We start from the raw sequence: 14,311 nt of genomic DNA on the forward strand, positions 1-14,311 counted from the left end.
AGAAAAGTAAGTTTTGTCTTTTATGCTGCGTATTAAAATGATTTCTTCTTTTTTCAATAAAAAAAATATTGTTTTATTGAATTTTAGTCTGCGTTTTTTGTTAAATGTGTAATCATTTGAATTGTGTTGTAAGCTAAAACTTGTAGATGGACGTGATTTTTATGTTTTTTGTCGGTATTTTATGCGAAAAACGCCTTAATTCAGGTTAAATTAAGGCGTTTCAAAATGTTATGAAATTTCTGAATTTCTAGTTTTATTTATTTTGTAAGAAATGATTCAACAAAAATGAAGTTGAACTATCATGACTTTTAACAGTCTTAGAATTGATTTCATCCAAGATAGAATTGGCTAATTGTTTTCCTAATTCAACTCCCCATTGATCAAAACTAAAAATGTTCCAAATAACTCCTTGAACAAAAATTTTATGTTCGTATAAAGCAATCAGAGAACCTAGGCTTTTTGGTGTCAGTTTCTGAATCAGAATAGTGTTCGTTGGTTTGTTCCCTGTAAATACTTTGAAAGGTTTTAGGTAGGAAGCTTTTTCAGCATCAAGTCCCTGTTTGTCAAATTCTGCCTGAACTTGAGCTTCGGTTTTTCCGTTCATTAGAGCTTCTGTTTGAGCAAAAAAGTTCGACATTAATTTATCGTGGTGATTATCATTTCCGTACAAAGGTTTGATGAAACCGATAAAGTCAGTCGGAATTATTTTTGTTCCTTGGTGAATAAGCTGGAAAAATGCATGCTGCGAATTGGTTCCTGGCTCACCCCAGATAATAGTTCCTGTTTGGTAATTTACTGGTTTTCCATCACGACCAACGCTTTTTCCGTTGCTTTCCATTGTGGCTTGTTGCAGGTAAGGAGCCAGCTTGGATAAATATTGCGTGTACGGAATTAAAGCTTCGCTTTCGGCTCCGTAAAAATTATTGTACCAAACGCTTAATAATGCCAAAATTACCGGAATGTTTTTGTCGAATGTTGCTGATTTGAAATGTTCGTCCATTTCGTTGGCGCCTTTTAACAAATCATTGTAATTGTCAAAACCAATTGCCAAGGCAATACTCAATCCGACAGCGCTCCATAGCGAAAATCTTCCTCCAACCCAGTCCCACATCGGGAAAACGTTGTCTGGATTAATTCCGAATTCTGTTACTTTCTGAATATTTGTAGAAACCGCAGCGAAATGTTTTGCGATATCTTCCTGTTTTCCTGATTTTAGAAACCATTCTTTGATAGTCTCAGAATTGGTCAAAGTTTCCTGAGTGGTAAAGGTTTTTGAAACGATTACAAAAAGCGTGGTTTCAGGATTTAATTTTTTGATCACTTCATTTACATGATCTCCGTCAACATTCGAAACAAAATGGGTATTTAGGTGATTTTTGTAAAATTGCAACGCTTCAACTGCCATCACCGGACCAAGGTCAGAACCACCGATTCCGATATTAACAATGTCTGTAAAAGCTTTTCCAGTAAAACCTTTTCTTTGCCCGGAAATTACTTCTTCTGTAAAGTTTTTGATTTTCTTTTTTACTTCATAAACTTCCGGAATCACATTTTCTCCGTCAACTTTTATAACGGCTGTTTCAGGCGCACGCAAAGCGGTGTGTAAAACAGCGCGATTTTCGGTCTGGTTAATCAAATCTCCTCCAAAATAAGCGTCAACGGCATCTTTTAGTCCAATTGAATTTGCTAGTTCCAGTAAAAGAGAAATAGTTTCCTGACTGATATTGTTTTTAGAATAATCTACCAAAAAGTCATTCCACTGCAGGTTGAATTTTGCTGCACGGTCATTATCTTGTTGAAACAATTCTTGTATTGTGGTTTTGTGAATTGCGTTGTAATGGTTTTGCAGATTTTTCCACGCTTCAGTCCCCGTTGGGTTGGTTGTGTTTAAAGCCATTTTATATATAATTGAGTTTGTTTTTTGAAAAAACAAAAATACTGAAATAACTTTTAAAAGCTTACAGGTTCGCGATTATATAACAATTAGTTACGAAAACGTTTTATGGAATTTTATAAATTGAAACTTACTTTTGTAATTTGTTGCAAGCTATTTTTTTATAGATGTAAGTTGTAAAGTTCATCACTAGTATTAAATAAAATCTTAAGCAAAATTGCAAACGGAAAAACGATGCAGCCAATCAAAAATATGGTTTTGCCGTGATTTCTGTCTTTTTCACTGTAAGAATAGATTCGTTCTCCGTTTGGAAGTGTCTTTTTAGAAGTCCAAAGAGAATAACCAATTATGATTCCGATACCACCGCCCAAAAGCGAAAATAAATATCCGGCGATAATCCATGGTTTTTGGTTTTCTTCTGGTTTTGCCAAAATCTTTAAACGTTCGTTTTTTAAAGATTGCAGCATTTCAGGGTCAATGTTTTTGCCTCTTTCGGTCAGGATTTTCTGGGCGAGTTTGTAATCAAAAACATTCCACTCATCTGCTTTTAGAAGAACTTCATACAATTCTTCATTTGTAAAACTCAGTAAATAATAATCACTGTCTACCTCACTTAGAAGTTTTTCGGTCTCTTTCTCCAGAATGGCTTCTGCCTTTTTAAAATCTGAAGGGTCTATTTTTACTTCATACTGATTTTGAACTGTGCTTCCTGAAAAAGTAATATCAACTGGGGGAATATTGTCTCCTAATACAGTTTTGATGTAATTCAGATTTAAAAGTAATTCGAGTTCTTTTGCCTGAGACAGAGTTGGTAATTTTCTAAAAGTGATAAAATTTTCAGTCATTTATGATTTGGTTTTGAGGGAATAAATGTAATTAAAATTTAAGCAGTAAATGAAAAGGATTAATTTCTTCATTTTCATTTTGTTTACCAAATCTTCCACCAAGGTTTTTTATTGACATGGATAATTTTCTTAGCGATATCAACTTCAATTTTTTTAAACGTTTCAGTCTTGATTTTTGAATCATCAAAAAACAATAATCCATTTTCATCCATCCCTATCGGAAGTCTGGTTCTTTCTTTCCAGCTTTCTGTTTGTAATTCAGGAATTAACGGGCTGTCTTTTTTAGCATCAAATTTTTTTCTGGCTTTTTCGATGATTTCTTCTTCTAAGTTCGAAGTTGAATTCTTGAAAAGTGTCAATGAATTATCGGGTATGCTCAAAAGAAAAACCTGGGTTTTGTCGCCAATTTTCTGAACATCCAAAACTTTAAAATAAGCAATAGTGTCTAAAAGATAATGGCCAATTTTAGCAGAGTCGGGATTAAATTTTGATAAGTCTTTTGCATGAGCACTAGCAATTAAATACCTCAAATTTCCAGAAAGTCCGCCGCCAATCGAACTCATGTCAGTAAAACCTTTTTCCTGAATAATTTGTCCAACTTTATAATTTGAAATTAGATTTTCAGCAAGATTGGTATCTCGATAAAATAATTTTAAACCTGAAAAAGTTTCATGATAAATGGTTTTAAGACGCGAATTTTTCATGTTCATTTAGAATTGAGATTTTTGATTATGCTACAAATTCCCAATACTGTCCAATTCTCTTTTCAGAGGTTCAATTTGTTGCATGAAACGTGTTCTGTCATTTCCGGTAAGAGATTCTCCAGTTGGAAGATTCAAACGAAGTGCATCTACCTGAACCCCGTTTTTCCAGAAACGGTAACAAACGTGTGGTCCCGAAGCCAAACCGGTACTTCCAACTAGTCCTATAGTTTGTCCTTGTGTTACACGCTGTCCGCGACGAACCAAGATTTTTGACATGTGCAAATATTGAGTAGAGTAGGTTCCGTTGTGTTTTACTTTAACAAAGTTTCCGTTTCCTGCTGTATATCCTGTTGTTTCTACAACTCCCGATGCTGTGGTCGAAATCGGAGTTCCGGTTGGAGCGGCGTAGTCGGTTCCTTTGTGTGCTTTCCAAGTATGCTGCACTGGATGAAAACGGTTCATGGTAAATCGTGAAGTGATTCGGCTGAATTTGATCGGTGTTTTTAAGAAAAAGTTTTTCAAAGTCTTTCCTTCGTCGTCATAATATTCGACTTTTCCAGAAATCGTATCTTTTTGAAAAGGAAATGCATAAACGATTTTTCCTTTGTATTCAAAAAAAGCAGCTTCCAAATCTTCAACTCCGTCATAGGTTTTGTTGTTGATAAACCTTTCGGTGAAAATTAATCCGTAACGGTCGCCTTTTTTGAGTTTGAAGAAGTCGATAGACCAAGAAAATACTTTTGTGATTCTGCTCGCAAGAGCCGTTTCGACGCTTTCGTTTCCTAAGGTTTCAGATAAAGAGCTTTTTAAGACTCCGCCAATTATTTTTCGCTTCAGCGTAACAGGCTTTATTTTTTTGTACGCTTTTGCGATACTGTCGCGCAAATCGATAACATAATAAGTTAAGGCATCTGGCTGATAAATAAAAACCTGTAGGTTGTTGGTTTTGTTTTTTGCTCTTAGCAATGTAAAAGGTTTGTTGTAACGAATAGAACGCACATTAAAAGAATCTTTAACCTGCTCTACAATATTATGAACTTTTTTGTCTCCAATATTCTGGCTCTGCAAGATAGAGCCAAAAGATTCTCCTTTTGAGATGGTGTCGTTTACAACATTAAAATCAGCGTAATTAAAACCGAATTCTACTTTTTTGGTTTTGGGTTTGGTAATTTTGTTCTCGACTATGGTTTCTTCTTTTTTGTTGCAGGAGAAAATCGAAAACAAGACAATTAAAATTACGACTGCTTTTTTCAAACTATTTGGATTTTATGCGGAGAAATTAAACGTCGGTTTCATTTCCCCAATTGGACAATTCTTCTTCGGTCCACAATTTAGGAAAAAAGATGCGTCTTTGGTATTTTGGATGCATATATTTTTGCCAGTCGCTTCCTCCTGTAGCTTCTCCTGTTCCTTTTCCGCTTTCCAGAATGTACTTTCTAGCCGTGTTTAGATGTTGCATAACCCAAGTGATATTCACGGTTTTATCGTAATGACGCATTGCGGCGATTAAGTCAGGATTTTGCTGATCGCTTTCTGGAAGCTGAGAAAATTTCTGCCAGATGTTTTTTGTCTTAAAAATAGACATTTGCCTTAAAAACTGAACTTTGTATTTGTTTTCAAATTCTTGAAGCAGATATGATTTTTCGCCAGTATGATAATCTTTTCCGGCAGCTTGCCAGTACAAATGTTCAAAAGTGGTTTCGAGATCGGTGTTTTCGTCAAAACCAGCTTTGTATCTCCTGTCGGTTAGATTGATTACGTCTGTAGAAGCAAATTCAATCATTCTGTATTGAGCGCTCTGAAAACCGCTTGCAGGAGTAAGCGTATTTCTGAATTTCATATATTGATCCACTTCCATTCCGTTCTCCATAATGCTGAACGAATTCGTCAGCATATCAAAGTATCTGGTAATTCTTGATAATCTTTCGCTGAAAAAGTCAACCTGAATATTTTCTTGGTCGGCAATTTGGTCGATTTCCCATAAAATCATTTTAAAGATCAACTCGTTTACCTGATGGTACATAATAAAAACCATTTCGTCAGGAAGAGTCGTGCGTTGGATCTGCAGATTTAAAAGTGCATCGGTTTGAATGTAGTCCCAGTAAGTGATAGGTTTTGACCAAAGCAATCCTTCTAATTGCACATCAGTTTTTTGATTTATGGCTTGATATTTTAAATCAATTTCTTTTAAGATCTCTTCAGAACGATCTGTAGTATTCATTATTTTTTTACTTTAAGTGGACTTTGTAATCCTTTATATTCGTCAAGGTCAGCTTTCAGGGAACCAACAGCTAAATCTGCTTTTATTCGAATAGGAACTTTGTTTTTGTCGTCTGTAATCCAGAGTGTTAAGCTTTCTTTTTCTTTGAAAACCCTTCCGGTCTGAACCGATGGTTTGAAAACCATTGCAGAAACGGTTCCAAATTTAGTCGTAATATCTTGACGGCCTACAAACTTTAACTTAAATTTTGTGATTTCATCATCAAAAAACATATCAATCGTAATGGCCTCGCCCGATCTGAGTTTGTCTATATTCGGATGATTTCTTAGATAGTAAAAAGAAGATACAATGTCTTGTACATTTTCGGTGACTACGATTGTTTTTTCTGATTTTCGTTTGTAGTCTTTAACCAAAACTCTGTTATCAGTTTGGTTAAAAAAACCTTCCTGGTTTTTGGTATAACCGCCTTCGTCTATTTTTCGGACAAAACGATATGGACTGCCGGTTTCTTTGTCAAAATAACTTTCGTACAAATCTTCAACCTTAAAAAAGAATTTAGACATACCAGTTGTGTAACCTTTACCCACGGCATGATAAACTTTTTTATTGCTAATGGTGGCATCTTTAACTTCGAGAGTAGCGTAACCGGCATTTACGATTCCGTAATGAATTCGGAATTTGAAGTATTCACCTGTGTCAAAAGCATCTTCTTTTTGAGAATCGAAACTAAATGTCGTGAGAATTAATATAGTGAGAATGAGTTTTTTCATAATTATATTTGTCTGTTTATTTGTATTAAAGGCAAATTCTATTCCAAATTTACCAAAACAAAAAAACTCAGTCAAGTGCTGACTGAGTTTTTATGCTATTAACTAACCAAAAAACTATAAATTATGAAATTTATATCAATTAAGAAGGAAACCACCCCTTCTTGTTTTGCGGTGCAAAGATAGATAGAAAGTTCAAAAATAAAATAGGCAAAGTCAAGTTTAACATAACATTTGCAAAAAAAGCATCGTTTTTTGGTGAATTATATGGTTTTGTATATGAAAATTGACGTTTTATAGCGTTCCTCGCAATTCTTGCTCTCTCTCAATTGATTCAAAAAGGGCCTTGAAGTTGCCTGCACCGAATCCTTTTGCACCCATTCTTTGTATAATTTCGAAGAAAAGCGTCGGTCTGTCTTGAACTGGCTTTGTGAAAATCTGTAAAAGATAACCGTCTTCGTCTGCATCGACCATAATAGCCAATTTTTCGATTTCGTTTAAATCTTCTTTCATCATATCCATATGAACACCTAATCTTTCTGGGATTGCTTCGTAATACGTATGCGGTGGAGCTGATAAAAATTCAACACCACGTGCTCTTAGTTGTGATACTGTTTTGATAATATCGTCTGTTGCAATGGCAATATGCTGAATTCCAGGTCCGCCGTAGAAATCTAAATATTCTTCGATTTGTGATTTTTTCTTTCCTTCAGCCGGTTCGTTGATCGGGAATTTAATTCTTCCATTTCCGTTAGACATTACTTTACTCATCAAAGCAGAATATTCTGTGGTAATTTGTTTGTCGTCAAAAGATAAGAAGTTTACAAATCCCATAACTTCCTCGTAGAATTTTACCCAAGTATTCATTTCGTTCCAACCCACATTTCCAACCATGTGGTCAATATATTTTAATCCCGTTGGTTCTGGATTAAAGTCAGATTTCCATTCTCTGTAACCTGGCAAGAAAACACCATTGTAGTTTTTTCTTTCTACAAAAATGTGAACCGTTTCTCCGTAAGTGTAAATTCCGGAACGAACTACTTGCCCAAATTCATCTTCTTCGACAGTTGGTTCCATGAAAGAACGTGCACCGCGTTTCATAGTTTCTTCGTAAGATTTTGTAGCATCTTCAACCCAAAGCGCTGCCACTTTTACTCCGTCACCGTGTTTTTTCAAATGCTCGTTGATTGGAGAATCTGCGGTTAAAGGCGTAGTCAAAACAATTCTGATTTTATCTTGTTTGATAACATAAGAGGCTCTGTCTTTTACTCCAGTTTCTAATCCCGCATAAGCCAATGACTGATAACCGAATGCAGATTTGTAATAATGTGCTGCTTGTTTTGCATTTCCTACATAAAATTCTACATAGTCTGTTCCTAATAATGGAAGGAAATCTTGTGCTCCTTCAAATATTTTCTCTAATCCGTATTCTACTGATTTTACTTCTTTTGACATGATGTTTATTTGTTTAATCGGTTAATCGTTTAATTGATTTTTCCGAAATGTTGTGTTTAAGATTTTTTCTAACCGCAAAGTTCGCAAAGATTTTACGCAAGGTTCGCAAAGTAATCATAGCGCTCTTTGCGTAAAATCTTTGCGAACTTTGCGGTTAAGTAGGTTAACTATTCCGTCCAGGATTTATAATATTGTCCATCGTCAAGTCCCATAGCTTCCTCCGTAACCATTAAAGGGCGGAAAGTATCCACCATAACGGCTAATTCTAAAGTTTCTTTGTGACCAATACTGCGTTCCATCGCACCTGGCGCCGGACCGTGCGGAATCCCTTTTGGGTGTAAAGTGATATGACCTTGCTCAATATTATTACGGCTCATAAAATCGCCATCAACATAATAGAGTACTTCGTCAGAATCTATATTGCTGTGGTTGTATGGTGCCGGAATAGCTTTTGGATGATAGTCGTAAAGTCTTGGGCAGAATGAACAAACGACAAATGTGGCTGTTTCAAAAGTTTGGTGTACCGGAGGCGGTTGATGAACACGTCCAGTTATAGGTTCAAAATTGTGAATCGAGAATCCGTATGGGAAATTGTAGCCGTCCCAGCCTACAACGTCAAAAGGATGCGTGGCGTAAACTACTTCATGCATCATGCCTTCTTTTTTGATTTTAATTAAAAAATCGCCTTTTTCGTCATGCGTTTCCAACTCGTTTGGCAAAATAAAATCGCGTTCGCAAAATGGCGAATGTTCCAAATGCTGACCGGATTGATTTTTGTATCGTTTTGGAGTATAAAATGGAGCATACGATTCTACATAAAATAGTCGATTGTCTTCTGTTTCAAAATCGATTTGGTAAATAATACCGCGCGGAATAATCAAATAATCGCCATATTCAAACGGAATATTGCCTAACATGGTTCTTAATTTTCCTTTTCCTCTGTGAATGAAAAGCATTTCATCGGCATCGGCATTTTTGTAGAAATAATTTCGAAGCGATTCTTTCGGCGCAGCCAAACCAATAATACAGTCTTTGTTGACTAACATGGCCTTTCGGCTGTCCAGAAAATCGTTTTCAGGTTTCAATTCAAAACCTTTAAAAAGTAATGATTTTATATTTTTTCCGATTGCAATTTTGGGTTCAACCGAATAAGAATTTAAAATTTCCTTAACCTGAGTTGGTCGGTGAACATGATAAGACAATGACGAATGTCCATGGAAACCTTCTGTTCCAAATAACTGTTCGTAGTAAAATCCGCCGTTTGGTTTTTCGAATTGGGTGTGTCTTTTTTGAGGGAAGTCCCCAAGTTTGTGATATAGTGGCATGGCTTTTTCAATTAGATAATTTGTAAATTAGATAAATCGAAAATTTTGAATTGCAGAGTCACTAGCCAATTCTATTTTTCAATTGACTAATTTATCTCAATTCGATAGAGCCATTATTCAGGATTTCTCTTGATTAGGAATTGAAGATACTCTAATAAACCTGTCCATTTAGTTTTCATCACAACAAATATCGTAATTTTTATTAATTAAAAATGCAAATTGTATTTTTTTAGCATTAAATTAATTCTAGATGCTTCTTTATTCTGCCAAATATATAAGAAAAATGTTTAGGGCTAAAATAAAAATCCGATACTGAACCATGTAAAGCTTTTTGACATTTCTGGTGACCAGGATTGCTTAATTTCGATTGGTCCAATAATGGTTTCCAATCCGTAACCCAAAGCATATCCTGTATATTTTGGCATCGAAATCCAATCTACTGAGGTGAAAATATCATCTCCTAAATTGGCAAAATTGGCAGAAAAATTAATATGATTCTTTTTGAAAATTTCATAATCCAGCGTGATATCTGTTTTGATAAAACTATTTCCAGAAATACTTAAAAAGTCATAACCGTAAAAATAGTTGAAGTTGTTGATTTTATTGTATCCATAACCTCCAAATATAAAGTCGAAATACGGCACGCTGTCGCTTCCTATGTTAAAACCGGCATCTGCGCCAATTTTTACAGTTGCTTTTCTGAACAAGGTCCTCACAAAACCGAGTTCTGCTTTGGCAATAGAAAAGGGTTGGAATTTTTTGGTATAATCTGAAGAAGCCAAGTAGGTCTGCAGGTCTGTAGAAAAATACAAGCCGGAACTAGGAAAATATTTATCGTCAAAAGAGTCGTATTTGAGATAACCAAAAGCACTCAAATAACTGCTTTTGTCTATTATGTTTTCTTCGTTAATCAATGTTGGCGAATTTATTTTCAAATATTTGTATTCGAGGCCGCCGCCCATTAAAAACTTTTGTACAAAAATGGTCTGAAAATAAGCCTGATTGCTCAAATCCATAAAATCGACATTGATAAGACCAACATTCGGATTTTGTGAAACGATATTGCTTAAGCTCGTTGTTACATTTCTGTTGAACTGATTTAATCTAGATCGGAAACCAAAACTGATATTGAATCCGTTTTCGACATAATAATTAAAATCGTACCTGAAATTATCTCCTAAAATAATATCAAGTGAAGTGACATCGTTTTTTAAGAATGTCTTTTTATGAGTAAGATTCAGTAAGACAGCGCTTTTATAAAGTCCGTCATAATGAAGTCCAAGTTTTAAATAAGTTTGTGTAGGGTTTTCCTTTAAAACCAAATCCAAATCGTCCTGCTCTCCATTGGGTTGAAGGCAGTAGGAAATCGCACTAAAATTCTGCGTTGCATTCAGATTATTGATTCCGGTTTTTAAATCGTCGTATGTAATGGTGCTTCCGGGCTTAAATCGCAGTTTTCCTCGAATGTATTCTCTGGTATAATTATCGAGCGGATCGGTGTTTATTTTTTTAATTTCTAAAGTATCTGTAACCAGTTTGAGTTTTGGCTTTTTGTAAAACTCAGTTTCGGGAACAAGAGCTTTTATTTTTTCGTACACAGCAAAAGCGGCTTCTTCTCCTTTTCGGATGATTTCTTCACCTTTGTCAAATGAGATAACGCCATAATCACGAATGTCTGGTTTGATATAAACATCAGTATCTTTGATTTTGTTTTTCATTTTATCAATCGACTGCAGATTGGTAATCTGAACCAAAATCCTAGTGGCATTTTTAAGGTTTTTTCGTTTCATCAAATCATCCTGAACATCAACGCCAATAATAATATCGGCACCCAGATTTCGGACTTCCTTTATCGGATAGTTGTTTACAACGCCACCATCGACCAATAAATTGCCGTCTATTTCTACAGGAGTGAATAGGGAAGGGAAAGCGGCGCTTGCCATCATGGCCTGAACGAGATTTCCTTTGTTGAGCAAAACTTCTTCTCCAGTTTCAATATTGGTTCCGATGCACAAAAAAGGAGTTGGGAGTTTATTAAAATCACGAACATGGCGAACATTGCGTGTTAGGCTGCTCAGCAAATTGTAGTTATACATTCCTTTAGAAAGCGCTTCGGGAATTCCGACACGTAAATTGCTGAAAGGTAATACAATGGCATACAATTCATCGTTCTTTTTGCCATAAAAGTTTTTAGACGAACGCGGAATATAATCGTTTATCAATTCGTCAAAGTTGGTCTTTTTAAAAATAGAGTCAATTTGTGAAGCATTGTAGCCAGACGCATAAAGTCCGCCTATTATAGAACCCATGCTGGTTCCGCCAATATAATCGATTTTGATTCCGGCTTCTTCAAGAACTTTCAGAACTCCGATATGAGCAAAACCTTTGGCGCCTCCACCGCTTAAAACTAATCCGATTTTTGGTCTTTTGATACTGTCTTTTTTTATTTCTTGCGAAGATGCTTGCTGTGTAAATAAAAAGGTTGTAATGAATGCCAGTGTCGATACGCCCCAGATGGAAATGGAAAACTGCGAGAGACAAAAGGATATTTTTTCCTGCCAAAAAAGAGCGACCCAAGAAGCTCCTTTTTTGGAATTGGAAAAAAATCCTTTTGACCGAGTATTTGAAATGGACAGCTGGAATTGGCGCATAAATACTTTAATTGGTTTTTGTAAAAGTCGTAAATATTATTGAACTTACATTTCAATTTTTGTATTAAATAACATTTAGTTTTTCAATAATACCAACTTGTTGTTTTTATCAAATGTCCATCTGTCAGTGTGCCATTTTGCGCCTCCTCTACAAGTAGATTCAAATGTTTTATTTCTTTTGTTTATTGTTACATCACAAAATTCACCGCATTGAGCACCAGCGTCCGATGGCATTTTTGCTTCTTTAAATAAACCATTTGCTGGATTGTAAATAAAAATTTGGTGAACGGTATAAACTCCCATTCCATCATCTGTATGGTAAACCGAAAAATCTTTGTAGCCATCAAAATTATAATCTTCTACAACAATATTTGTTCGTTTATCTGTTATCGAACCTGAAATTTCTATGTTGTGCAAAACCTGTGTTTTGTTGTTTTTGGAAATGTAGACCTCTAATTTTTCAGAATCAGTGGGCAGTTTCAGATTTATTTTAGTCTTGTCTTTTTGATAAAATTCAACATTCGCTTGACTGAAACAATTTAGCGAAAACAAAATAAGGATACAAAATACTTCTATTCTCATTCTTGCGGCTTGTTATGGTAAAAGTTTACGATTTTTTTTGCTTTTGAAACTCCAACAACTTCTGAGATTTCTTTTTCGGTTGCTAATTTTAATCTTTTCACGCTTTTAAAATGCTGGATCAGAGAAAGCATTGTTTTTTCTCCGATTCCGGGGATGCTTTCTACAGACGAATTGAGTGCCGATTTGCTTCGTTTGTCACGATGAAAGGTGATTCCGAATCGATGTGCCTCGTTTCGCAAATGCTGGATTACTTTTAAAGTTTCTGATTTTTTGTCTAAATACAACGGAATCGAATCTCCCGGATAGAACAATTCTTCCAGACGTTTTGCAATTCCGATAATGGCGATTTTTCCGCGCAATCCTAAATCGTCTATGCTTTTTAGCGCTGCCGATAGCTGGCCTTTTCCACCGTCGATAATGATCAATTGTGGTAAAGGTTCGTTTTCGTCTAATAATCTTTTGTAGCGACGATATACAATTTCGGTCATCGAAGCAAAGTCGTTCGGACCTTCAACCGTTTTTACATTAAAATGGCGGTAATCTTTTTTGCTTGGTTTTCCGTCTTTAAAAACCACGCAGGCCGCAACCGGGTTGGTTCCTTGAATATTCGAGTTATCAAAACATTCAATATGTCGAGGCTCGACCGGAAGACGCAAATCTTTCTGCATTTGCGCCATTATTCTATTTACATGGCGATCTGGGTCAACGATTTGCAATTGTTTCAATTGTTCAATGCGATAGAATTTGGCATTTCGAATCGATAAATCTAAAATTTGTTTTTTATCTCCAAGCTGCGGAACAGTTACCTTGATGTTTTCGCCCAAATCCAATTCGAAAGGAACAATGATTTCTTTTGATAACAACTGAAAACGTTCCCGCAATTCTACAATCGCCAGTTCTAGCAATTCTTCGTCGCTTTCGTCCAATTTTTTCTTTATGTCTAAAGTGTGAGAACGAATAATAGATCCGTGAGAAATCTGTAGGAAGTTAACATAAGCGGCACTTTCGTCAGAAACAATCGAGAAAACATCCACATTGGTGATTTTCGGATTGATGATTGTCGATTTGGACTGATAACTTTCCAGAATATCAATTTTTTCTTTGATTTTCTGAGCCTCTTCAAACTGAAGATTCTGAGCGTAAGTGTTCATCAATTTTTTAAAATCTTTCAAACTTTCTTTGAAGTTCCCTTTCAGAATTTCCCGAATCGCATTGACTTGGCGTTGGTATTCTTCTAAAGGTTCAAGACCTTCGCATGGCCCTTTGCAATTGCCAATATGATATTCTAAACAGACTTTAAATTTTCCGGAATTGATATTAGATTCGCTCAAATCATAGTTGCAGGTTCTGAGCGGATACAATTCTTTAATCAAATCCAGAATAGTGTGTACCATTTTGAAATTGGTGTACGGACCAAAATATTCAGAGCCGTCTTTGACCATTCTTCGGGTTAGAAAGATTCTCGAAAATGGTTCTTTTTTGATACAAATCCACGGATAGGTTTTATCGTCGCGCAACAAAACATTGTAGCGTGGTTGCAAAGTTTTGATCAGGTTGTTTTCTAATAAAAGGGCATCGGTTTCTGTTGGGACTACGATGTGTTTTATGGTCACGATTTTTTTTACCAGAACATTGGTTTTGGCCGTATCGTGAATTTTATTGAAATAGGAGGAAACCCTTTTTTTTAAATTTTTGGCTTTGCCGACATACAAGATTTTCCCGTCTTTATCATAATATTGATAAACGCCGGGATTGTCTGGCAAGGTTAAAATTTGAAGATCTAAGGCTGGTTTTTGCATTCTTTTTTATGTCTGAAGATACCCGAAAAGCTTTTTTTAAAACCATTCTGATTTATAAATGAAGCTTA

The 14,311-nt window shown here is 35.5% G+C and carries 11 protein-coding genes; all 11 read right to left on the reverse strand.

Going from position 1 to position 14,311, the window contains the following annotated elements:
- Nucleotides 1-253: 253 nt before the first annotated feature.
- On the reverse strand, nt 254-1,897 hold the full coding sequence (gene pgi / locus E0W73_RS11695; RefSeq protein WP_135222265.1) for a glucose-6-phosphate isomerase: 1,644 nt from the start codon (nt 1,895-1,897) through the stop codon (nt 254-256).
- Between the two features lie 158 nt (nt 1,898-2,055).
- On the reverse strand, nt 2,056-2,739 hold the full coding sequence (locus E0W73_RS11700) for a hypothetical protein (RefSeq protein WP_135222266.1): 684 nt from the start codon (nt 2,737-2,739) through the stop codon (nt 2,056-2,058).
- A gap of 83 nt (nt 2,740-2,822) precedes the next feature.
- Nucleotides 2,823-3,443, reverse strand: a complete 621-nt coding sequence (locus E0W73_RS11705) for a hypothetical protein (protein WP_135222267.1) — start codon at nt 3,441-3,443, stop codon at nt 2,823-2,825.
- A 30-nt stretch (nt 3,444-3,473) separates the two neighbouring features.
- Nucleotides 3,474-4,697 (reverse strand): M23 family metallopeptidase, encoded by a 1,224-nt coding sequence (locus tag E0W73_RS11710; RefSeq protein ID WP_135222268.1) that lies wholly within the window; start codon nt 4,695-4,697, stop codon nt 3,474-3,476.
- Nucleotides 4,698-4,722: 25 nt separating this feature from the next.
- Nucleotides 4,723-5,664 (reverse strand): tryptophan 2,3-dioxygenase family protein, encoded by a 942-nt coding sequence (locus tag E0W73_RS11715; protein WP_135222269.1) that lies wholly within the window; start codon nt 5,662-5,664, stop codon nt 4,723-4,725.
- A complete protein-coding gene (locus E0W73_RS11720; RefSeq protein WP_135222270.1) occupies nt 5,664-6,434 on the reverse strand; it encodes a DUF3108 domain-containing protein in 771 nt (256 codons plus the stop codon). The genes E0W73_RS11715 and E0W73_RS11720 overlap by 1 nt, the downstream gene beginning before the upstream one ends.
- Before the next feature lie 291 nt (nt 6,435-6,725).
- Entirely contained in the window at nt 6,726-7,886 is a 1,161-nt protein-coding gene (hppD, locus tag E0W73_RS11725) for a 4-hydroxyphenylpyruvate dioxygenase (protein WP_135222271.1), read from the reverse strand.
- Between the two features lie 167 nt (nt 7,887-8,053).
- Entirely contained in the window at nt 8,054-9,211 is a 1,158-nt protein-coding gene (locus E0W73_RS11730; protein WP_135222272.1) for a homogentisate 1,2-dioxygenase, read from the reverse strand.
- 293 nt (nt 9,212-9,504) lie between these two features.
- Nucleotides 9,505-11,862 (reverse strand): patatin-like phospholipase family protein, encoded by a 2,358-nt coding sequence (locus tag E0W73_RS11735; protein ID WP_135222273.1) that lies wholly within the window; start codon nt 11,860-11,862, stop codon nt 9,505-9,507.
- 75 nt (nt 11,863-11,937) lie between these two features.
- Nucleotides 11,938-12,444 carry an XAC2610-related protein gene (locus E0W73_RS11740; protein ID WP_135222274.1) on the reverse strand — a complete coding sequence of 169 codons (507 nt, stop codon included), beginning with the start codon at nt 12,442-12,444 and terminating at the stop codon, nt 11,938-11,940.
- Nucleotides 12,441-14,243: an excinuclease ABC subunit UvrC gene (uvrC, locus tag E0W73_RS11745; RefSeq protein ID WP_135222275.1), complete on the reverse strand. Its 1,803-nt coding sequence runs from the start codon at nt 14,241-14,243 to the stop codon at nt 12,441-12,443. The genes E0W73_RS11740 and uvrC overlap by 4 nt, the downstream gene beginning before the upstream one ends.
- Nucleotides 14,244-14,311: the final 68 nt, after the last annotated feature.

The sequence above is a fragment of the Flavobacterium foetidum genome, from assembly GCF_004634245.1.
In the GTDB taxonomy this organism is placed as follows: Bacteria; Bacteroidota; Bacteroidia; order Flavobacteriales; family Flavobacteriaceae; genus Flavobacterium; species Flavobacterium foetidum.

Coding starts and splice junctions, on each gene's coding strand:
- pgi (WP_135222265.1), bottom strand. CDS start 1,897: ATGGCTTTAAACACAACCAACCCAACGGGGACTGAAGCGTGGAAAAAT.
- E0W73_RS11700 (WP_135222266.1), bottom strand. CDS start 2,739: ATGACTGAAAATTTTATCACTTTTAGAAAATTACCAACTCTGTCTCAG.
- E0W73_RS11705 (WP_135222267.1), bottom strand. CDS start 3,443: ATGAAAAATTCGCGTCTTAAAACCATTTATCATGAAACTTTTTCAGGT.
- E0W73_RS11715 (WP_135222269.1), bottom strand. CDS start 5,664: ATGAATACTACAGATCGTTCTGAAGAGATCTTAAAAGAAATTGATTTA.
- E0W73_RS11720 (WP_135222270.1), bottom strand. CDS start 6,434: ATGAAAAAACTCATTCTCACTATATTAATTCTCACGACATTTAGTTTC.
- hppD (WP_135222271.1), bottom strand. CDS start 7,886: ATGTCAAAAGAAGTAAAATCAGTAGAATACGGATTAGAGAAAATATTT.
- E0W73_RS11730 (WP_135222272.1), bottom strand. CDS start 9,211: ATGCCACTATATCACAAACTTGGGGACTTCCCTCAAAAAAGACACACC.
- E0W73_RS11735 (WP_135222273.1), bottom strand. CDS start 11,862: ATGCGCCAATTCCAGCTGTCCATTTCAAATACTCGGTCAAAAGGATTT.
- E0W73_RS11740 (WP_135222274.1), bottom strand. CDS start 12,444: ATGAGAATAGAAGTATTTTGTATCCTTATTTTGTTTTCGCTAAATTGT.
- uvrC (WP_135222275.1), bottom strand. CDS start 14,243: ATGCAAAAACCAGCCTTAGATCTTCAAATTTTAACCTTGCCAGACAAT.